This window comes from uncultured Pseudomonas sp., from assembly GCF_913774235.1.
Classification (GTDB): Bacteria; Pseudomonadota; Gammaproteobacteria; order Pseudomonadales; family Pseudomonadaceae; genus Chryseomonas.
Window position 1 is genome coordinate 443,576 of the sequence record NZ_CAJYDW010000005.1, and the last position, 20,899, is coordinate 464,474.

A 20,899-nucleotide genomic window follows, 5' to 3' on the forward strand; every position below is an offset into this window, starting at 1 on the left:
ACGATGTCTAGCCTGCTGTTTCCCCTGGCCCCGCTGTTGCCCTGGGCCTATGCCCTGGCCTTGGTGCCGGTCGCCTTACTCGCTTCCCCATGTCGCTTCTGGTTGCCCGCCCGGGTCGCCGGTTACCTCGGCGTTTTCCTGGTTTTGGCGGCCTGGTTGCAGGCCGTCCTGGTCGACCAGCCGCACGATCGCCTCGGCCTGGCCATGGCCGGACTGATCAGCCTGCTGGCGCTGGTAATCATCGAATACTCCCAGCGCTACCTGGAAGGCGAGCCCGGGCAGCGGCGCTATGTGCTCGCGCTGCTCGCCACCCTGGCCGCCGTCGCCACGGTGGTCACCACGGACGATCTCTTCCTGCTGGTAGGGGCCTGGATCCTCTCCAGCCTGTGCCTGCATCAGCTGCTCACCTTCTACCGCGACCGTCCCCAAGCGGTGGTAGCGGCCCACAAGAAGTTTCTCGCCAGTCGCCTCGCCGATGTCAGCCTGCTGCTGGCGACCCTGCTGCTGGTGCGGGCCACCGGCGACAGCCAGCTCGCCGCCATTCTCGACGCCGTAAACGCCCGCCTGCAGGCCAGCGGTAGCCTCGGCTGGGAACTGCAGGGGGCGGCCTTGCTGCTGGCCCTGGCGGTGATCCTCAAGTCGGCCCAGTTGCCGGTGCATGGCTGGCTGATCCAGGTGATGGAGGCCCCGACGCCGGTCTCGGCGCTGCTGCATGCCGGGGTGGTCAACCTGGGCGGTTTCCTCCTGCTGCGCTTCGCCCCGCTGTTCTCCGCCGCCGTCCCGGCGCAGAGCCTGCTGGTGCTGGTGGGCGGGGTGACCGCGGTACTCGCGGCCCTGGTGATGATGACCCGCATCAGCATCAAGGTGCGCCTGGCCTGGTCGACCTGTGCGCAGATGGGCCTGATGCTGCTGGAGTGCGGCCTGGGGCTGTACGAGCTGGCCCTGGTGCACCTGCTGGCCCATTCGCTGTACAAGGCCCATGCCTTTCTGGCGGCGGGCGAGACGGTGGCCCATGCCCGCCACCAGGCGCTGCTGCCGCGGATGCCCGCGCCCGAGCTGGGCGGTCTGTTGCGCGCGCTGGCGCTGGCGGCCCTGGCGCTGCTGCTGCTCAAGGGCCTCTGGGCCTGGGCGCTGCCGGCGCATGAACTGCCCTGGGTCGCGCTGACGATCCTCGCCATCGGCCTGGCGCCCTGGTGCCTGGGCCGCGGACAGCTGGCAAGCGGAGCGCTCACCTTCGGCCTGCTGCTGGGCGCCTACCTGGTGTGGCACCAGGCGGCCGGTTGGCTGCTCGACCAGCACCTCGCCGCGGCACCGCTACCGCTGACCGTCCTGGCCATGGCGCTGCTGCTCGGCCTCTACCTGCTGCAAGCCGTGCTCCTGGCCCAGCCGCGCGGCGCCCTGGCGCAACGTCTGTATCCCCTGGCCTTCGCCGGCTTCCACCTGGATGAGCACTTCACCCGCCTGACCTTCCGCCTGTGGCCGGCGCGTGCGCCGCAGCCCCTCATCGCGCCCCTTGGAGATCGCCCATGACTGCCTTCGAACCCCTTCCCGGCCTCCAACCGCTGGCGCTGCACGACGCCGCACGCCAGGCCTGTGCCCGCATCGCGCCGACCTGGCCGCTGGACCGGATGATCGCGGTCAACCCGCTGTGGGAAAGACGCGAGCAACCCTGGCAGGACGTCGCCGCGCAGCTCTGGCAGCGGGCGGGCAGCCGCCTGACCCTGGATGCCGCCGACTACCGCCAGGCCTGGCAGGAGGGCACCATCGCCAGGCGCCACCTGCTACAGGCATTGGCCGAGCAGGGCGGGGCCTGGACGCCCGAGCAGCTCCTGCAGGCCCTGAGTGCGCCGGAGGAATCCAGCCAGGTCTTGCCGCTGCTGGAAGACCTGGCCGAACCGGGCCTGCCGCTGCCGGGCTGGCCGGCACTGATCACCCAGCAGATCGGCCAGAGCTGCGCCGCCTGGTTCGATCGCGAGCAGGCTGACTGGCGGCCGGACGTCAGCGTCGGGCTGTACCGGGCCTGGCGCGAGAGCCTGCTGGCGGACCGGGGGATGAGCGTGCTCAGTGCCTGCCGCGACCTGCACCAGCGCATCGCCGCGCTGCCCCTGGAGCCGGAGGCGGCCCTGGAAGCCGCGGTGCGGCATCTCGGCTTGGCGGAAGCGGACTGGGCGCCCTGGTTCGACTGCCTGTTGCTGCGCAACCTCGGTTGGGCGTCCTGGTGCGCCTATCGGCGCTGGCAGGCCAGGTTGCAGGGCGAGGACGACCAGACGCTGCTGGAGCTGCTGGCCATACGCGCCGCCTGGGAATGGTTGGTGGATGATCGCCGGCGCGATGCCGACAGCCGCTGGCAACGCTGGCGTGCGGCCTGGCAGGAGCGGTTGCGGCAGCCCCCGTCAGCCAGCTGGCAGGCGCTGCAGCTATGGCAGCGGGCCGACGAACTGGCCTGGCAGGAGCAGTTGCACGCAAGCCTCTGCCAGAGCACTCCCGCCACCTTGCCCGCGGCGCCGTTGGCCAAGCTGTTCTTCTGTATCGACGTGCGCTCCGAACCCCTGCGGCGCGCCCTGGAACAGGCCTGTCCCGAGCTGGAAACCGGCGGTTTCGCCGGCTTCTTCGGCCTGCCCATCGCCTATACCCCGCTGGGGACGAACGCCACGCGCCCGCAATTGCCCGGCTTGCTCGCTCCGCAACTGCAGGTCAGCGACAGCTGTGGCGATGCCGACCAGGATCGGCAGTTGGCCGAGCAGCGCCAGCAGCGTCTCGCGCGTCAGGGCCGCTGGCGCCTGTTCGAGCGGCTGCCGGCCTCGACCTTCACCCTGGTCGAGAGCATCGGCCTGGGCTACGCCGGGGCGCTGCTGGGGCGCACCTACGGGTTGAGCGGCGGGGTGGTGCAGCCAGACCAGAGCGCCTGGCGCCGCCACGAATGGCAACGGCTGCAACCGCGACTGCCGGCCATGGCGCTGGAACAGAAGATCGACCTGGCCGCGCGTATTCTCACGGCCATGGGGCTCAGCGGGCCGGTGCCGGCGCTGCTGGTGCTGCTCGGCCACGGTAGCCAGAGCGCCAACAACCCGCAGGCGGCGGGGCTCGACTGTGGCGCCTGCTGCGGCCAGAGCGGCGAGATCAATGCGCGGCTGCTGGCTGGTCTGCTCAACGACCCCGAGGTCCGCACCGGTCTAAGTGCGCGCGGCCTCGAACTGCCGCCGCAGTGCCGGGTTCTCGCCGGGTTGCACAACACCACCACCGACGAGGTGCAGGTCTTCGAGCATGAGGCGCTACCCACGGCGCTCCAGCCGGCCTGGCAACGCCTGAGCGCAGCGCTGGACAGCGCCAGCGCCGCGGTGCGCCGCGAGCGGGCGGCGACGCTGGGCCTGGCGCCGCTGCAGCAGCCAGACAGGCTGCTCGGGCGGCTGCGGCGGCGTGCCCGCGACTGGGCGCAGACCCGGCCGGAATGGGGCCTGGCCGGCAATGCCGCCTTCATCGCCGCACCGCGCGCCCGCACCCGCGGGGTGGACCTGCAGGGGCGTGCCTTCCTGCACGACTATGACTGGCGGCAGGACGAGGGCGGCCGGGTGCTGGAGTCGATCATGATCGCCCCCATGGTGGTGGCGCACTGGATCAACCTGCAGTACCTCACCTCGACCACCGATAACCTGCGCTTCGGCAGTGGCAACAAGCTGCTGCACAACGTGGTGGGTGGCCATATTGGCGTGTTCGAGGGCAACGGCGGCGACCTTCGCATCGGCCTGGCGCGCCAGTCGCTGCACGACGGTGAGCGGTGGATGCATCGCCCGCTGCGCCTGCACGTGGTCATCGAGGCGCCGCGGGCCATGATCGACCAGGTGCTGGCGAACCACGCCGTGGTCCGCGACCTGGTGCGCAACGGCTGGCTGCAGCTGCTGCGCCTGGATGGGGAGCAGGCCGGCCTGGAGCGGCGCAGTGGCTCAGGCTGGCAGCCATTGCCGCAGGGCTGACCGTGGGGGCAAGAGTCGCCTGATCCCTCAGGCGGCTCTTGCCGTTCCGGCCGAGGGCCCTGGGGGCGACGGCTCAGGAGTCGAGGGCGTCGAAGAGCACCTTGAAGGCATTGCGGCGGGGGCGCAGCTGCGGCGGGATATTCGCGTCCTGGAACCAGGATTCATCCGCTTCTGGATGGGGCCCGCTCAGTACCACCACGCCAGCACCGAAACGATACCGCGCCGCGGCGATGTCACCATTGCCGTAGACGCCAATCACCCGAAAGCCAGTGCTCGCTTGCTGCGGAAAATAAGGCCCGTCCTGAAAGAACAGGGGCTCTTCGCGACCGCCCCACCTGACCAGAACCGCGCTGTCGTCGAGGGTGGTGATGGGAAAGCCTGGGCGGCCCACCTCCGAATCCAACTCCGCATCGATCAGGCCGAGATTGGCGGCATCGGCGAGATAGGCGCCCATGCAGATGCCGAGGTATTGACCGCCATGGGCCACGTAGGCGCGGATCGCCGCGCGCCTGGCCTGGCCCAGGCTGGCCAGGGCGGCGGGGATATCTTGGCCGCCGCCGGGCTGGACGTAGGCGACATAGCGCGCGAGCGTCGCGGTGGAGACATCGAGGGATTCGTTGGGGCCGAGAAAGTCGACGCGGTAGTGAGAGTCGAGGCGTTCTATCGCCTCTTTCACCGATTCGGCGCAGCCTTCGCACGCGGCTGGGCCGCGATAGACGGCGATGCGGATGACATCCGGCTGGTCGATACCGACCAGGGCGATCAAGGCGGATAGGGATATCAGGATCAACACCAGAAAGATGCCGAACTTGCGCATGGTGGTTTACCGGGGCGCCACTTTAATTGAGGGTCGGTGGGACGAGTCGTTATGTAGCGGACGGTTATTCAATAACGGTAGGCCAGGGTTCCGTCAGGCTCTTTGCGTTCGGCTTTATCAAAGATCGGTGTGCAGTGAATAGCCATTGAATCCGGCGGCGAACAATATTGTGCCCCAGAGGAAGAAGTCGGTCTGCAGGAATTCCTGCTTGATTGAAATTAGTCTGACTTCATTGTTCAGAGAAAAGGTCGGATCCAGGAGCCAGCCGATGAGTATGGCTGCTACTCCAAGCGCCATAGCGACTAATCCCAGGTATTTTATGGCGCATTTCACAGCCACTTTCCTTGTTTCGAACAATGCAGGGTGACAACGCTATTGGTTATATAATAACTATCTTTGAATCTTGTCCGTGTAAAACTCTATAAACGCCGGTAAATGTTTGTAAACGCGAGGGCGCTTTGAAATAACCCATCGGCCGGGATTTATGCCCAGGCTTGCATGCCTGGTACTCGCTACGGGTTCTTATCCGGGGCCTCGGCAAAACGCTGCCGTTCTGGCCCAGGGAAGCGCCCCTGGCCGACGTACCTCGTTCGAGGTCTCGACGTCTTTCGTTCATTCAGGGCGCCACTCGCCGCCGAGCGCGCGGAACAGGTCCACCCGGGAGATCATCAGCTGCAGGCGCGTCTCGATCAGGGCATTGTCGGCGGCATGGAGGCTGCGCTGGCTGTCGAGCAGCGTCAGGTAGTTGTCCAGCCCCCGGGCGTAGCGCTCGGTCGCCAGTGCGAGACTGCGGGCGGTGGCGTCGCGCAGACGCTGCTGGGCAGCGAGTTGTCGGCCGAGGGGCCCCTGGGCGACCAGTTGATCCGCCACCTCGCGGAAGGCTACCTGGATGGTCTTTTCGTAGCGCACCACGTCCTGGTCGCGGCGCACCTCCGCCAGCGCCAGGTTGGCGCGGTTGCGCCCGCCGTCGAAGAGGGGCACCTGCAACTGGGGCACGAAGCTCCAGGCCTGGTTCGTCGCGTTGAACAGGCCGTCGAGGTCGTTGCTGACGTAACCCGCACTGGCGGTGAGGGTAAGGCGTGGAAAGAAGGCGGCGCGCGCGGCGCCGATGTTGGCATTGGCGGCGCGCAGGCGATACTCGGCAGCGCGGATGTCGGGCCGGCGCACCAGCAAGTCGGACGGCAGGCCCGCGGGAAGTGGCTGGTCGAGACCCTGGCGGGCGAGAGGCAAGGGCGCCGGCAGGTCGCCGGCCGGATCGCCGCCCAGCAGCAGGCGCAGGCTGTTGTCGGTCTGGGCGCGTGTCCGTTCCAACGCGGCCATGTCGGCGGCGGCGGTTTCCACGCTGGTCTGGGCCTGCGCCAGCTCCAGCGCCGAACTCACCCCGATGGCCTGACGTTGGCTGACCAGATCGAGCTCCCGCTGGCGACTGGCCAGGGTGCTGCGGCCGAGAGCCAGGCGTTCGTCCAGGGCGATCTGGTTCAGATAGGCCGTAGCCACTTCCGCCACCAGCGACAGTTCCACGCCGAGGCGTGTCTCGCGTTGCGCCAGGTATTCGTCCAGGGCAGCGTTCCGCAGGTCGCGCAGGCGGCCGAAGAGATCCAGTTCATAGGCATTGGTGCCGAGTCCGACGCTGTACCGGCCAGCCGTCTGCGGACCGGATTTCTCCTGGCCGGCGGGCACGGTGCCCATGCCGCCCTGGGTTCGCTCGCGGGCGCGGCTGGCCGTCGCGTTCATTTCGACCATGAGATCGCTGCGGCTGATGCGATAGCGCGCCCGCGCCTGCTGAATGTCCAGGGCCACCAGGCGCAGGTCGCGATTGCCGTCGAGGGCCTGGTCTATCAGGGCGCGCAGGCGGGGATCGGCGAACAGCGCCTGGCGCTCCGGCAGGTTGCGGAGGCTATCGGTGGCGACCGGGTAGCGTTCCGGCACGGGCGCCGGCGGTCGCTCATGAGTAGGAGCCAGGGAGCAGCCCGCGAGCAGGACGCTCAAGACCAGCAGGGCGTGTCTAGTCATGGCGCGCCCAGGCGGCGAAGGGGAACGACAGGGCATTTGCCCCTGGAGGATGGGGGAGGGGGTGCGAGCGAAACATCGGCGGTCCTCTTGGAGAACGCCATGGTAGGCGTCTCGCACGAGCCACCCTGTAAAGGACTGTAGGTCTCTTGTGAAAGAGTGTTAAGCCTTGAGACGCTGCCCAGCAGGGACTGACGGCTGCTGCTGGACTGGCGGCTGGCGCTGCCGACCTTGAACGAGACCCTGGCGAGTCGACAGCGGTCCCTCTAGCGCGCTCCTCTGGCGGAGATCATTCCGTCCAGGAATGATTTCTGGTGCCTATTTATCGCTTTTTTCACCTGGGCGTCGTCCGTAAAACCTCCTCATCCCAATAACCATAACAAGTGAGGACACCATGACCGAATCCGTAGCTTCCAAGGGCGCTGTCCATTCGACCGAGCGCTCGCTCGGCCGGACGGCGACGATGACCCGCTATCGCTGGGTGGTGCTGGCGGTCATCGTCGTGGTCTATATGCTGGCCGCGGCGGATCGGGCGAACATCGGCATCGCGCTGCCCTACATCCAGAAGGAATTCGGCGCGACCAACGCCGAGGTAGGGTTGCTGGTCAGTGCCTTCTTCCTCTTCTATTCCCTGGGCCAGATACCGGCGGGTTTCCTACTGAGCAAGGTCAGCGTGCGGGTGGTGGCGCCCGCGGCCATCGGCCTGACCTCTCTCGTCACGCTGCTGATCGGTACCTCCCACAGCATCGGCATGCTCAAGCTCTATCGCTCCGCCCTGGGCGTCGCCGAGGCGGCGCTGCCGCTGTCGATGCTGAGCACCATCAATCGCTGGTTTCCGCCGCGGGAGAAGGGGACGGCCACGGGCGCCTTCCTGTCGGCAGCGAAGATGGGCGCGGTCATTGCGCCCCCGCTCGGCGCGATGCTGATCCTGCTCGATGGCTGGCGGACCATGTTCATCGCCTTCGCCCTGCCCGGCGTGCTGCTGGCCTTGCTCTGGTGGTGGCTGGTGCCCAGCGATCCCCGTACCTGCAAGCGGGTGAACGACGCCGAGGCCGAGCACATCGAGGATCAGACGACCACGAGCCAGGGGGCGGCGCGCAAACAGAAAGACTTCGGTGCTCTGGATCGGGCCCTGCGCTACGAGCGCACGTCCACCCTGGAGACCTCCCGGTCCGTCTTCCGCTCCTGGAACGTCTGGGGCTGCGGCCTCGGCTACCTGCTGATGACCGGGGTGGTGAACGTCCTGCTGGCCTGGCTTCCCAAGTACCTCGGCGAGGTGAAGCACTTCGAGCTGATGCAGGTGGGCTTCGTGGCGTCGCTGCCGTTCGTGGGCGGCGTGCTCGGCAACATCGTCGGTGGCTGGCTATCCGACAAGCTCCTCGACCGGCGCCGCAAACCCACGATGATGCTCAGTGCCGTGGCCACCTGCCTGATGATGATCGCCCTGGTCTACGCACCCAATGGCCTGCTCGCGGTGAGCCTGCTGCTGTTCGGCACAGGTTTCCTGCTCAACCTCGGCTACTCGTCGTTCTCGGTCTATTCCATGGGTCTCACCACGCGCACGACCTATCCGGTCGCGGCGTCGGTGGTCAACAGCGCCGGGCAGGCGGGCGGTGCCATCGCGCCCTTGATCACGGGTTTCCTGCTGGACGCCTACAGCTGGACCGCCGTGTTCCTCTTCCTCGGGGTCTGCTCCCTGGCGGCCCTGGCCTTCGTGCTGACCATCGCCGAGCCGGCGACCGCGCCCACCGAGTCGGCGGCTGCCTGATCGCCGTCGGCGTCGCCTAGCGCTGCAACTGCTGGGTGAAATCGCACAGCTGCGTCGCCAGGGCGGCCACCTCGGCGACGAAGGTCGAGGGGCGGTCGTTACGGTACATCGCCATGTAGGGCACCGGCGGCAATTGCGGATCGGCCTCGACGATGACGAGTTTTCCCTCGTCGACCAGGGGTCGGAAGCACTCGCGGGGCAGATAGGTCACGCCCAGGCCCGCCGAGGCCAGGCCGAGCATGGCGGTGAGGCTGTCGGACGAGAGAATTCGCGGCAGTTCGATGCCCCGGGCCTGCAGCCAGCGATTGACGAAGAGTCCCGATCCGGACTTCTTCCCCTGCATCAGCATCGGATAACTGGCCAGCTCGGCCAGGCTCACCACGCCCGCGCTCTTGACCAGTCCCGGCGCCGCCATCCAGGCGTTCTCCACCGTCGCCAGGGGCACGCTGGTGACCTCCGGTGCGGTGAAGGTGTCGGGGATCACGATGAGATCCACCAGGTCGTCCATCAGGCGTTCGTGAAGGGTGCGGCTCATGTCGACCTCCGGCTCGACGGTGAGCCCGGGGAAGTCCTCGACGAGCCGGGTCACCAGGCGCGGCAGCCAGGTCCAGGCGGTGAGTTCGGTAACCCCGAGCCGTAGGCGGCGGGTGGTGACGTGCTTGCCGTCCTTGAGCGAGGTGATGCGTTCGCTGAGATCGAGCATTTCCCGGGCGATGACCAGCAGCTCTTCCCCCTCGGCGGTGAAGCGCGCGCCGCGTTGCGAGCGATCGAACAGTTGCAGCCCGGTGGACGCCTCCAGTTCCTGCACCCGCTTGGAGATCGCCGACTGGGTGGTGTTGAGGTGCTCAGCCGCGCGTTCGAAGGTGCCCAGGCGTTCGATCCAGTGCAGCGCCAGCAATTGGCGGAGGGTAACCATGAGCATTCCTCGAAGGCATGAATGACCATACCTTAATATCGCTTTTTCTATTTAGCCAGGCGCCTATCCTCGACTTCATCCACGCAGAGGAGCCTCCATGAACGCCATCGCTTCCGCCCCGACCGATCTGGTCGCCGCCTTCGCCCGTACTTCCACCTCGATCATCAGCGATTGCCTGGATCGCCTGCCCGGGGCGCCGTTGCGGCCGTTCCACCGCATCGAGGGCACCATGGCCGGCATCGCCCTCACCGTGAAGGTACCCGCCGGTGACAACCTTGCCATCCATCAGGCACTGGAGTTGCTGGAGCCTGGCCAGGTACTGGTGGTCGACGGCGGCGGCGACCTGAGCCGGGCCCTGATGGGCGACATCATGGCCGCCATCGCACAGAAGCGCGGCGCGGCGGGCGTGGTGGTCGACGGCATGATTCGGGACCTGGCCACCATCGGCAAAGGCAGCTTTCCAATGTTCGCCCGCGGTGGCTATCACCGCGGTCCCTACAAGAACGGTCCAGGAGAGATCAATGTACCGGTGAGCATCGCCGGCATGGTCGTAGCGCCCGGTGACCTGGTGGTGGGTGACCATGACGGCATCGTCGCCTTTCCCTTCGACCAGGCGGAGGCCTTGCTGGAGCGCTGCCTGGCGACCGAGCGCAAGGAGGCCGAGATGCTGGCCCAGATCGCCGCAGGAACCTACAAGGGCGCCTACGCGGCCCACTGACAGGAAGACATAGTGACATGAAGATAGCCATCGTTGGAGCCGGAGAAGTCGGACTCACCTATGCCGGGCCCTGGATCGCGGCCGGCCATACCCTGGTCCTCTGCGACCTGAAACCCTCGCCGCGTGCCCAGGGCTTCGCCGCGGAGCACGGCCTGGAGCTGGTCACGGCCATCGACACGGCCGTGGCGGACTGCGAGGTGGTCGTCTCCTGCGTGTTCGGTACGGTGTCGCTGGCCGTTGCCGAGCAGGCGCTGGCCGGGATGCGCGCGGGGGCACTGTTCATCGACATGACGACGGCGGACCCGGAGCAGATCCGCCAGGCAGCGCGCCTGGCCGCGGAGCGGGCTATCGCCTACGTCGATGTGGCCATTCTCGGCGCCATCGCCCTGACCCAGGAGAAGACCAACCTGCTGGGCGCCGGAGAGGGGATGGATCGTGCGCTGGCCCTGTTCGTTGCCGCGGGCGCGCCATTGAAACCAGTGGAGGGCGGCGCCGCGGGCGATGCCGCGGCCTTGAAGATCCTCCGCAGCGTCTTCACCAAGGGCCTCGAAGCCCTGACCATCGAGTGTTTCATGGCCGCCGAACAGCAGGGTGTCACGGCCAAGCTCCACGACGCCTTGAGCGATATCGACCAGGCCAGCCTGCGGGACTTTCTCGGCGCCCTGATCCGTACCCATGTGGTCCATGCACCGCGTCGCCTGAAGGAGGTGGAGGAGGCTGAACGCCAACTGCGCGCGGCGGACCTGCCGGTCGCCGTGCTGCCCGGGGTCAAGGCGCTCTTCGCCCGCACCTCCGGGCAACTGGCCAGCGAGCCGCTGGACACGGACACGCCGTCCCTCGACCAGGCGTTCGACTGGCTGTTCAGGGTGAATGGCGTGGCCCGCTGAGAGGGCTGCCCGGGAGGTCGGCCGCCTCGCTCGTCAGGCGGCCTGCGTACGGCGGAGTGGCTTCAGGGCTACAGTGCCAGGGCGTGCAAGCGGATCACGCCAAGCCGGGCCTTGCCTTGTATAGTCAACTCGGTAGGCGCCGGCCCTGGCTGGACGTGCAGGGCATCCAGCTGTTCGAGCCCGAGGATGGCGCCTTCATGGCAGACCTCCAGCGACCCTTCGGCGCAAAACAGCAGCAGCGCCCGCGAATCATCCAGCGCCCAGGGGCCGTCAATCGATACCCAGTCGAGTTCGGCGGCATAACGATCTGGGTGATAGATCAGGTTGAAGTCCCGGATAGGGCCAGCGAGCAGCTCGCACTCGACCTGGGCATCACCGGAGAAAACGAATGCCTGCCAGCAGCCCAGGGGCGGGGTAATCTCGCCGTCGACGTGCAGCCGCATCCCCATCCCCTCGATCACGCTGATGATCCGCGTCATGCCGGCGAAAGGGGAAAAGGCCCCGGATTGCGTCACGTCGGCCAGGGATGCGCGCCAGCCGAAGTCGGTAGCCGTGGCGGTGGTATCCCGAGCGATTTCGAGGGTGCTGCCCAGGCCGTTGCGCCAGGGCATGCGCCGGTGCCCGGTTGCGGGGAGGCGAGTGAGCTTGCTCATGAACCGAAATGCCCCTCCAGCCGATAGCGACTGCCGGGATACAACAGCCTGGCGCTGGTGACGGCGCGGCGGCCCGACCAGGTGCGCCGCCGAATCATCAGGCATGGCTCCGTGGCAGGAATGCGCAGCAACTGCTGCTCTTCGGTGGAGGCGAGCACGGCTTCGACCACATGTTCGCCTTCGGTCAGGGGCGCGAGGCGATTCAAGTAGACATAGGGCGTTTCGCTGCTGAAGTCCTGGTCGAGATACTCGGGCGCGACCGCCGGGTTGACGTAGCGATCCTCTATCTGCACCGGCACGTCGTTCTCGTAGTGCACGATCACCGAGTGGAACACCGGCTGACCCTCGCGAACGCCTAGCGCCACCGAGCGTTCTCCATTGGCCGTTTCGCTTTGCATCCGAATCACTTCGAGCCGATGTCGGTGGCCACGGGAGGCGATCTCGTCGGCGATGTTGTGCACCTCGAAGAGGGCGGCCTGACCCTTGGGCTCGGCGACGAAGGTGCCGACGCCCTGCATCCGTACCAGCAAGCCATCGCTGGTGAGCTCGCGCAGTGCGCGGTGCACGGTCATGCGGCTGAAGCCCAGCTGGGCGACCAATTCCGCTTCGGAGGGGATCTTCTGGTGGGGCGGCCAGGCGCCCGAATGGATCTGCCGCAGGATGAGTTGCTTGACCTGCTCGTAGAAGGGTGCGGGCGCGGCCTTGGCCGGTTGCGCAAGGTTCGGCGATGACGGCATGAAAGACCCCTTGGAAAGACAGCCAGCAGTTTACCGTGGCGGTTTATGTCTGTATATGTATATACATGTCAGAAAGGGCTGGATGAATTCGATTATGCCGACTTTTTTTGCGGAAAGGGCCCTTCTACCGGAAGGGTGGTCAGCGAATGTGCGCCTGGAGGTCGATGCGCAGGGATATCTGCAAGGCGTCGCGGTCGACAGCACGGCAGAGGGCGCCGAGCGTCTGCAGGGCCCGCTGCTGCCAGGCATGCCGAATTTGCATTCCCATGCCTTTCAACGGGCCATGGCCGGCTTGGCGGAGGTGGCGGGCGCTACCCAGGACAGCTTCTGGACCTGGCGCGACCTGATGTATCGCCTGGTGGGGCGGCTCGCGCCGGAGCAGCTGGAAGTGGTGGCTCGCCAGCTGTATATCGAGATGCTCAAGGCCGGTTACACCGCCGTGGCCGAATTCCACTACGTGCACCACGACCCCGAGGGCGTTCCCTACGCCGATCCGGCCGAGCTGGGCAGGCGCCTTGCCCAGGCTGCGGGCCGTGCGGGCATCGGTCTGACCCTGCTGCCGGTGCTCTACAGTTACAGCGGCTTCGGGGCCCAGGCGCCGACCGCGGGGCAGCGGCGCTTCCTGCATACCACGGACAGCTATCTCGAACTCCTGCCGCGCCTGGCGGCGGTGCTCGCCGAGGGGCAGCGCCTGGGCCTGTGCTTTCACTCGTTGCGTGCGGTCAGCGGCGCACAGCTCGCCGAGGTACTGGCGGCCACCGAACCGGACTGGCCGGTGCATATCCATATCGCCGAGCAGCAGAAGGAAGTGGCCGACTGCCTGGCCTGGAGCGGGCGCCGGCCCATCGAGTGGCTGTACGAGCAGGTCGCCGTGGATGAGCGCTGGTGTCTGGTCCACGCCACCCACGCACTGCCCCATGAGGTCGCCCTGATGGCACAAAGCCGGGCCATTGCCGGCCTTTGCCCGACCACCGAGGCCAACCTGGGCGATGGGCTCTTTCCGGCGACGGATTTCCTCGCCGCCGGTGGGCGCTTCGGCATCGGCTCGGACAGCCATGTGAGTGTCAGCCCGGTCGAGGAACTGCGGTGGCTGGAGTACGGCCAGCGCCTGCGCGATCAGCAGCGCAATCGCCTGGTCTGCGCCCGCCAGCCCAATGTTGGCCAGCACCTGTTCGTCCAGGCGTTGCAAGGTGGCGCCATGGCACTGGGCCAGGAGATCGGCCAACTCGCGGTCGGCCGGCGCGCCGACTGGGTGGTGCTGGATGGTACCGACCCCTATCTGGCCAGCGCGCCGGCGGACGCGCTGCTCAACCGCTGGCTGTTCGCCGGGGGCGACCGCCAGGTGCGTGACGTGATGGTCGGGGGACGTTGGGTGGTGCGGGACGGGCGGCACCCCGACGAAGCCGCCAGTGCCAAGGATTTCGCCCAGGTGCTGCGCACCCTGTTCGTTTGAAGAGGGAGAGCGTCCCCGCTCGCGGCGGGGACGGCGCCGGTCAGCGACCGTAGCGCTCGCGACCCCAGGCCAGCGCCGCTTCGAGCAGTTGGCGGAGCAGGGCCTGGGTGGGGGTGGCGAGGTCGTCCCGGTAGCCGAAGGGCGGCGTTTCTTCCATGTAGGTGCACTGCGCCAGTTCCAGTTGCACGGCATGGATGTGCTGGTCGGGGACGCCGTAGTGGCGGGTGATGAAGCCGCCCTTGAAGCGGCCGTTGAAGACGTGGGTCAGGCGTTGCTGGCCACTGGCGACCGCCTGCAGGCGGCTGGTCAGTTCTGGCGCGCAACTGGCCCCTTCGAAGGTACCGAAGTTGAGATCCGGCAGTTGGCCGTCGAACAACCGCGGTATGCGCGAGCAAATGGAGTGAGCGTCCCACAGCAGCGCATAGCCGAAGGTCTCGCGCAGGCGTTGCAGCTCCGTCACCAGGGTCTGGTGGTAGGGCCGCCAGATCTCTTCCAGCGCCTGCTGCCGCGCCTTGGTATCCGGCGCCTGGCCGTCGCGGAACAGCGGGCTGCCGTCGAAGAGCACGTCCGGGAAGAGACCGGTGGTGGCGGTGCGGTAGAGCGGGACATCGTCGTCGGGCCGATTCAGATCTATGACGTAGCGCGAGTAGAGCGCTTCGAGGCGACTGGCGCCCAATTCCTCGGCCATGGCGTAGAGCCGGGGGATGTGCCAGTCGGTGTCGGTGAGAGCCTGGCCGGCGGGTACCAGGCCCTGCTCGACGGCGGCGGTGAGACGGGTACCGGGATGCGGCATGCTGATCAGCAGCGGTACCTGGCCGCGGGTGAAGGTGAAGGTGTCAGACACGGGCGAGCTCCTTGCCGTGGCGGATGATGCGGGTGTCGAGTTGGCCGCCGAGCCAGTAGGCCAGCTCGGCGGGACGGGTGATGTCCCAGGCGATGAAATCGGCATACTTGCCCGCTTCCAGGCTGCCGTAGCGTTCCGCGAGGCCGAGCGCCCGGGCGGCGTTAAGGGTGACGCCGGCCAGGGCTTCCTCCGGGGTGAGGCCGAACAGGGTGCAGCCCAGGTTGAGCATCAGCCGCAGAGACAGCACCGGCGAGGTGCCCGGATTGGCGTCGCTGGCCAGGGCGATGGGCACGCCGTGGCTGCGCAACGCCGCCACCGGCGGCAATTGCGTCTCGCGCAGGGTGAGGAAGGCGCCGGGCAGCAGGACCGCCACGGTGCCGGCAGCGGCCATGGCTACCACGTCTTCCTCGACCAGGTACTCCAGGTGATCGGCCGACAGGGCGCCATAGCGAGCCGCGAGCGCCGCGCCGTGCTGCACCGACAGTTGTTCGGCGTGCAGCTTGACCGGCAGGCCGAGCCGGGTGGCGGTCTGGAAGACGCGCTCGACCTGCGTTGGGGAAAAGGCCAGGTGTTCGCAGAAGGCATCCACCGCATCCACCAGACCTTCGGCAGCCAGTTGCGGCAGCCAGTCGTCGCAGATGGCAGTGATGTAGTCATCGGCGCGGCCGGCGAATTCCGGGGGCAGGGCGTGGGCGGCGAGGCAGGTGGTGCGGACCGTGACCGGCAATACCTCGCCCAGTCGGCGCGCCACCCGCAGCACCTTGCGTTCGCTGGCCAGGTCCAGGCCATAGCCGGATTTCACTTCCAGCACGGTGACGCCTTCGGCCAGTAGGGGGCGGGCGCGGCGCAGGGCGCTGACCAGCAAGTCGTCCTCGCTGGCGGCGCGGGTGGCGCGGACGCTGCTGGCGATGCCGCCGCCGGCCGCGGCGATCTCGGCATAGCTGACACCCTGCAGGCGCTGCTCGAATTCGCCACTGCGATCGCCACCGAAGACCAGATGGGTATGGCAATCGATCAGGCCGGGGGTGACCCAGGCGCCCGCCAGGTCATGGCGTTCGCTGATCGCTATCGAGGGCAGCTCGGCCAGCGGACCCACCCAGTGCAAACGCTCGCCATCGACCAGCAAGGCCGCGTTTTCCAGGGCGCCATAGACGCCGTCGACCAGGGTGGCGGCATGGCAGTTGTACCAGAGCTTCATGGGGTGTCCTCGCGCAGGGATAGGCACCGCGTCATCCATTACGGCTGGCGAGCCGTGATCATCGGCAACTGCAAGCCCTGCTCCCGTGCACATTCGATGGCGATCTCGTAGCCCGCGTCGGCATGGCGCATCACCCCGGTGGCCGGGTCGTTGGTCAGCACCCGGGCGATGCGTTCGGCGGCTTCATCGGAGCCGTCGCAGACGATGACCATGCCCGAGTGTTGCGAGAAGCCCATGCCCACGCCACCACCATGGTGCAGGGACACCCAGGTGGCGCCGCTGGCGGTGTTCAGCAGGGCGTTGAGCAACGGCCAGTCGGAAACGGCGTCGGAGCCATCACGCATGGCCTCGGTCTCGCGATTGGGGCTGGCCACCGAGCCCGAATCCAGGTGGTCGCGGCCGATGACGATGGGGGCCTTGAGTTCGCCGCGACGCACCATCTCGTTGAAGGCCAGGCCGAGCTTGGCGCGCTGGCCGAGGCCGACCCAGCAGATGCGCGCCGGCAGCCCTTGGAAGGCGATGCGCTCGCGGGCCATGTCCAGCCAGTTGTGCAGGTGGGCGTCGTCGGGGATGAGTTCCTTGACCTTGGCATCGGTGCGATAGATATCCTCCGCCTCACCGGACAGCGCCGCCCAGCGGAACGGCCCTATGCCGCGACAGAACAGCGGGCGGATATAGGCCGGGACGAAACCGGGGAAGGCGAAGGCGTCGCTCACGCCTTCTTCCTTGGCCATCTGGCGGATGTTGTTGCCGTAGTCGAAGGTGGGCACGCCCTGGCGCTGGAAGTCGAGCATGGCGCGCACGTGCTGGGCCATGGAGGCCTTGGCCGCCTTGACCACCGCCGCCGGCTCGGTGAGGGCCCGCGCGCGATATTCTTCCCAGCTCCAGCCGATCGGCAGATAGCCATTGAGCGGATCGTGGGCGCTGGTCTGGTCGGTGACCATATCCGGGCGGACGCCGCGCCGTACCAGCTCGGGGAGGATTTCTGCGGCGTTGCCCTGCAGGGCGATGGAGATGGCGCGGCCTTCGCGGGTGTAGCGGTCTAGGCGGGCGAGGGCATCGTCCAGATCCTTGGCCTGCTCGTCGACATAGCGAGTCTTGAGGCGGAAATCGATACGGCTCTGCTGGCACTCGATGTTCAGCGAGGAGGCGCCGGCCAGGGTCGCGGCCAGGGGCTGGGCCCCGCCCATGCCGCCGAGGCCAGCGGTGAGTACCCAGCGACCCTTGAGATTGCCCGCGTAGTGCTGGCGTCCGGCCTCGACGAAGGTTTCGTAGGTGCCCTGGACGATGCCCTGGCTGCCGATGTAGATCCAGCTGCCCGCGGTCATCTGGCCGTACATGGCCAGGCCCTTGGCGTCGAGCTCGTTGAAGTGCTCCCAGCTCGCCCAGTGCGGGACCAGGTTGGAGTTGGCGATCAGCACCCGCGGTGCATTGCTGTGGGTCTTGAAGACGCCCACCGGCTTACCGGACTGCACCAGCAGCGTCTCGTCATCCCCCAGCGTCTTGAGGCTGGCGACGATGGCGTCGTAGCACTCCCAGTTACGCGCCGCCCGGCCGATGCCGCCATAGACGACCAGTTCCTCGGGATTCTCCGCCACCTCGGGGTCGAGGTTGTTCATCAGCATGCGCAGCGGCGCTTCGGTCAGCCAGCTGCGGGCGTTGAGCTGGGTGCCACGAGGGGCACGGATAGTCACGGAGCGGTGGCGGGTGGCGTCGGTCATGGCGGGGCCTGCAAACGGGTAGATGAATGATTGATCATGTATATACAAGTATAGGTAAAAAAGCTACCCAGGCGATGGGCAAGAGCAGGACGGTTCTCCCAGGGTTCCGCAGAAGGCTGGCGAGTTCAGGTACGCGCCTGGGTTGCCAGAGGACGCACTTTTCGACGGAGAGGGCTTCTTCTAGGCTGACCAGGGTGTGGGAAAGGCATCATTGGCGGCTGCAGTGGCTCGCCACCGGCACGCCTGCGCGCCCGACTGGGCCAGACGGCGAGGGCGCCTGTAAGCGGCCCCCCTGGTCGTCCGGCCCATTCAGATCGGTGTTCAGGCCGGATGATCCAGGGGCTTGCCAAGCCGCTGGCGACGGTCGAGTGCCAGCGTGCCCAGCAACAGGACGCAGCCGATCAGGATGGCACCCGAGGACAGCGTGAAGAGGCTATGCCGGTCGTTACCTTCGATGAATAGGCTCAGCAAGGTCGGCGCCGCGGCGGCCGACGCGACCTGCACCACGCCGATCAGCTTGGTCAGGCGGCCGGTCGGGTCGTTCGTCACCACCGAAGACATGTAGTAGGACAGCGCCAGGTTCCAGCCGAAGTTCATCAGGAACACCGCGATCATCAGGTCCGTGGCCGTGTGGATGCGGGTGGCCAGCAGGTAGATGGCGCCGAGCACGCTCATCGAACCGACGAGGATCATCCGGGCGCGACCCAGGCGCCGGCCGGCCACGCTGGGCAGGGCTGCACCGGGCAGACCGCCGAGCAGTCCCAGGCTGATCGCCCAGCCGATATCCACCGGCGCCACGCCGGCATCGCTGGCGATGCCCTCGACGAAGCCCCACAACGAGTAGATCGACAGTTGCAGGAACAGCATGCCGAGCAGCGAGCAAACGCCGATCAGGGGCAGCCCGGACGACAGGGGCTCGCTGGCGGCGTCTTGCTCCTCTTCGCTCTGCTTGAGCGGCAGACAGAAGCACGCCAGGCAGACGAACACGAACCACACGACCAGGTAATAGATCGCCCCCGAGAACCCCTGCCAGGCGGCGATCACCGGCAGCGTCACCGCACTGGTCGAGAACAGCGCGTTCTGCGCGAACATCAGGATGCCGAAGGAACGATCTTGTCCACGCATGCGGCCCAGCCAGTAGATGGCGTAGGAATACAGCACGCCCGCCGAGATGCCGGCGAGGCCACGCAGCACCAGCAGTGTGTCGAGCTGGGTGACCTCGGCCGTCGCGGCGTTGGCGAACAACAGTAACAGGGCCGTGCTGAGGGCGATGGCCCGGGGGCCGAGAAAGCGGATCATCGGCAGGTACAGCAGCGTACCGACGACGGAGCCGCACATTTCGGCGGACATGGTCCAGCTCTGCTGCGCCAGGGTCAGGCTCAGTCGCTCGGTCAGCAACCCGATGAAGATCGGTTGCACGCCGATGACGAGGATCGAGGCCGAGGCAATGAAGATGCAGGCGGCACGTATGAGGATTTGCTTGGTGATGGTCATGGTTGGTTACCCGCCGGCGCGGCCACGGGGTGGCCTACTGCTCCAGTGAAATGTCATGAATGGCGATGAGGGGTGTCGATCAGGCGTGTGGGTGGCCGTGCAGGGCGAGCTGATCGGCGGTCTGGATCACCCTGCGCGTTACGGCTGACCGCCGCCCATCGCCCTTAGGGTCTCGACGTGGGGTTTCTTGCGCTCGAACGGATACCCCGCCGGTTGACAGGACGGCGGAAAGTCGAATGCAAGCAATACGCGGGAAACGTGCGTTGACGTGAACAAAGGAAGCTCCTGTTTGATTTTTTTGTTACAGGGCAGAGAGCGATAGCCAAGGGGCTACCGCAGGCCTGACATCGCAGGCAGCGGCGCCGGCGAACCAGCGCGCTTGGATCTTGTAGTGGTCGAATCAGCCGCGAAGATGGGCGGTGATGGCCCTGAGCATGCGCACGGTGTCGATATCCAACTCGGTGACGGCATCGGGCAGCGACGACTGCTTGACGATCACCACGTCGGAGGCTTGATCGACGAACAGGTATTGGCCATGGATGCCGCTGGCCATGATGGCTGGGCTGTGGTCGTTGAAGACGTACCACTGGCTGCGATAGGAGGCGCCTGGCGTCCACTCGGCGAAGTCCTTGCGAGCGCCATAGATGGCCGGGTCCGAGCCGGCTGCGATCGCTTCGATCACGGGCTGTTCGATGACCTGGCGACCTTCGACCCGACCGTCGTTGGCGAGCATCAGGCCGAAACGACCCATGTCGCGCAGCGTGGCGTTGAAGCCGGCGCCGGCGACGCTACGGCCCCAGGGGTCGGCCATGAAGTAGCCATCGCGCTCGCAGCCCAGTTGCTGCCATACCGCTTGCAACTGCTCGGCGCAGGCCACGCCGCTGGCGCGCTCCATGACCCAGGCCAGCACCTCGGTGGTGGCCGTCACGTAGTGGAACAGCCCGCCGTGTGCGCAGCGTTTGCGTAGCGAAGGCAGGTACTGATAGAGCGATTCGTACTGGGCGTATTCGGCGGGTGTCGGCTTGAAGCCGCAGGCGTAGCCGTACTGGGAGCTTTCCGAGGTGGGATCGTCGTAGACCTCGCTGTAGTGAACGCCGACGGCCATGTCGAACAGCTGGCGCACGGTGGCGTCGCCGAAGGCGCTACCGACCAATTCCGGTACGTAATGCTGGGTCTGCGCCTGGGGATCGAGCACGCCCTGGTGGACCAGACGTTCACCGAGCAGGCCGATCAGCGACTTGGTGACCGAGAACATGATGTGGCGGTCGCTGGTGGCCTGACCGTTGAAGTAGCGCTCATAGGCCACGCGTCCCTTGTGCAGCACCAGGAAGCCATCGGTCTTGCTGGCGCGCAGGTGGTCGAGCACCTTGACGGTGCGTCCGCACAGGCTCTCGAAACTCAACTCCTCGAGCGCCACCGGGGCCGGTGCCAGCACCGAGCTGGGTTGCGACCCGGCGGCGACTTCGATGGTGGGGCGCAGCCGTGCCAGGTTGCGGAAGCCCCAGCGGTTGAAGGGGGGCGACATCCAGTTGCCCCAGGTCACCCGCTGGGGCGGCGCTGCGGGAAAGCCCTGCATCAGTACGGGAGCTTGTTCTGGTTGGTCGTACATCTCGCTGACTTCCTGTGACCGGGAAACCAGGGAGCGGTCGAGAATAGAGTTCATCTGGCTCTTCCTGAAGAGATAGCCCTGCACCGAGCAGGTACAGGAAATA

Annotated in this window: 17 protein-coding genes; 6 read left to right on the plus strand and 11 right to left on the minus strand. The window is 67.0% G+C overall.

What is annotated here, in order from left to right; translation table 11 throughout:
• Positions 1-3: 3 nt before the first annotated feature.
• Complete coding sequence (locus QZ471_RS04455; protein ID WP_295461217.1) at positions 4-1,530, plus strand: NADH-quinone oxidoreductase subunit L; 1,527 nt, start codon at positions 4-6, stop codon at positions 1,528-1,530.
• Entirely contained in the window at positions 1,527-3,971 is a 2,445-nt protein-coding gene (locus QZ471_RS04460) for a DUF2309 domain-containing protein (protein WP_295461219.1), read from the plus strand. The genes QZ471_RS04455 and QZ471_RS04460 overlap by 4 nt, the downstream gene beginning before the upstream one ends.
• A 73-nt stretch (positions 3,972-4,044) precedes the next feature.
• Here QZ471_RS04460 and QZ471_RS04465 read toward each other — a convergent pair whose 3' ends face one another.
• The 3 genes from QZ471_RS04465 to QZ471_RS04475 form a co-directional block, all read right to left on the minus strand.
• On the minus strand, positions 4,045-4,788 hold the full coding sequence (locus QZ471_RS04465; RefSeq protein WP_295461221.1) for a BPL-N domain-containing protein: 744 nt from the start codon (positions 4,786-4,788) through the stop codon (positions 4,045-4,047).
• A 117-nt stretch (positions 4,789-4,905) separates the two neighbouring features.
• Positions 4,906-5,121 carry a hypothetical protein gene (locus QZ471_RS04470; protein ID WP_295461222.1) on the minus strand — a complete coding sequence of 72 codons (216 nt, stop codon included), beginning with the start codon at positions 5,119-5,121 and terminating at the stop codon, positions 4,906-4,908.
• A 279-nt stretch (positions 5,122-5,400) separates the two neighbouring features.
• Positions 5,401-6,801 carry an efflux transporter outer membrane subunit gene (locus QZ471_RS04475; protein WP_295461224.1) on the minus strand — a complete coding sequence of 467 codons (1,401 nt, stop codon included), beginning with the start codon at positions 6,799-6,801 and terminating at the stop codon, positions 5,401-5,403.
• A gap of 391 nt (positions 6,802-7,192) precedes the next feature.
• On the opposite strand from QZ471_RS04475, the gene QZ471_RS04480 reads away from it, so the two are divergent.
• Positions 7,193-8,566 (plus strand): MFS transporter, encoded by a 1,374-nt coding sequence (locus QZ471_RS04480; RefSeq protein ID WP_295461226.1) that lies wholly within the window; start codon positions 7,193-7,195, stop codon positions 8,564-8,566.
• Between the two features lie 16 nt (positions 8,567-8,582).
• On the opposite strand, the gene QZ471_RS04485 is transcribed toward QZ471_RS04480, so the two are convergent.
• Positions 8,583-9,482, minus strand: a complete 900-nt coding sequence (locus tag QZ471_RS04485) for a LysR family transcriptional regulator (protein WP_295461228.1) — start codon at positions 9,480-9,482, stop codon at positions 8,583-8,585.
• A gap of 97 nt (positions 9,483-9,579) precedes the next feature.
• Between QZ471_RS04485 and QZ471_RS04490 the strand changes: the two genes are divergently transcribed.
• Positions 9,580-10,200 (plus strand): RraA family protein, encoded by a 621-nt coding sequence (locus tag QZ471_RS04490; RefSeq protein WP_295461229.1) that lies wholly within the window; start codon positions 9,580-9,582, stop codon positions 10,198-10,200.
• Positions 10,201-10,217: 17 nt separating this feature from the next.
• The gene (locus tag QZ471_RS04495) at positions 10,218-11,087 is read left to right on the plus strand and encodes an NAD(P)-binding domain-containing protein (protein ID WP_295461231.1); all 870 of its coding nucleotides are present in this window, start codon (positions 10,218-10,220) and stop codon (positions 11,085-11,087) included.
• Between the two features lie 68 nt (positions 11,088-11,155).
• On the opposite strand, the gene QZ471_RS04500 is transcribed toward QZ471_RS04495, so the two are convergent.
• Both QZ471_RS04500 and hutC read right to left on the minus strand, forming a co-directional pair.
• Positions 11,156-11,740 (minus strand): HutD family protein, encoded by a 585-nt coding sequence (locus QZ471_RS04500; RefSeq protein ID WP_295461232.1) that lies wholly within the window; start codon positions 11,738-11,740, stop codon positions 11,156-11,158.
• Positions 11,737-12,477, minus strand: coding sequence for a histidine utilization repressor (gene hutC, locus QZ471_RS04505; protein ID WP_295461234.1), 741 nt, complete (start codon positions 12,475-12,477; stop codon positions 11,737-11,739). The genes QZ471_RS04500 and hutC overlap by 4 nt, the downstream gene beginning before the upstream one ends.
• Before the next feature lie 94 nt (positions 12,478-12,571).
• On the opposite strand from hutC, the gene QZ471_RS04510 reads away from it, so the two are divergent.
• A complete protein-coding gene (locus QZ471_RS04510; RefSeq protein ID WP_295461236.1) occupies positions 12,572-13,930 on the plus strand; it encodes a formimidoylglutamate deiminase in 1,359 nt (452 codons plus the stop codon).
• Between the two features lie 40 nt (positions 13,931-13,970).
• Here the strand turns inward: QZ471_RS04510 and hutG are convergent, their stop codons facing one another.
• The 5 genes from hutG to QZ471_RS04535 all read right to left on the minus strand — a co-directional run bounded on the left by hutG (position 13,971) and on the right by QZ471_RS04535 (position 20,796).
• Entirely contained in the window at positions 13,971-14,774 is an 804-nt protein-coding gene (gene hutG, locus QZ471_RS04515) for an N-formylglutamate deformylase (RefSeq protein ID WP_295461237.1), read from the minus strand.
• The gene (gene hutI / locus QZ471_RS04520) at positions 14,767-15,972 is read right to left on the minus strand and encodes an imidazolonepropionase (RefSeq protein WP_295461238.1); all 1,206 of its coding nucleotides are present in this window, start codon (positions 15,970-15,972) and stop codon (positions 14,767-14,769) included. Before hutI ends, hutG begins: the two co-directional genes overlap by 8 nt.
• Before the next feature lie 38 nt (positions 15,973-16,010).
• Positions 16,011-17,693, minus strand: coding sequence for a urocanate hydratase (hutU, locus tag QZ471_RS04525; RefSeq protein ID WP_295461239.1), 1,683 nt, complete (start codon positions 17,691-17,693; stop codon positions 16,011-16,013).
• Positions 17,694-18,014: 321 nt separating this feature from the next.
• A complete protein-coding gene (locus QZ471_RS04530; RefSeq protein WP_295461241.1) occupies positions 18,015-19,187 on the minus strand; it encodes an MFS transporter in 1,173 nt (390 codons plus the stop codon).
• Between the two features lie 400 nt (positions 19,188-19,587).
• The gene (locus tag QZ471_RS04535; protein WP_295461464.1) at positions 19,588-20,796 is read right to left on the minus strand and encodes a serine hydrolase; all 1,209 of its coding nucleotides are present in this window, start codon (positions 20,794-20,796) and stop codon (positions 19,588-19,590) included.
• Positions 20,797-20,899 lie beyond the last annotated feature (103 nt).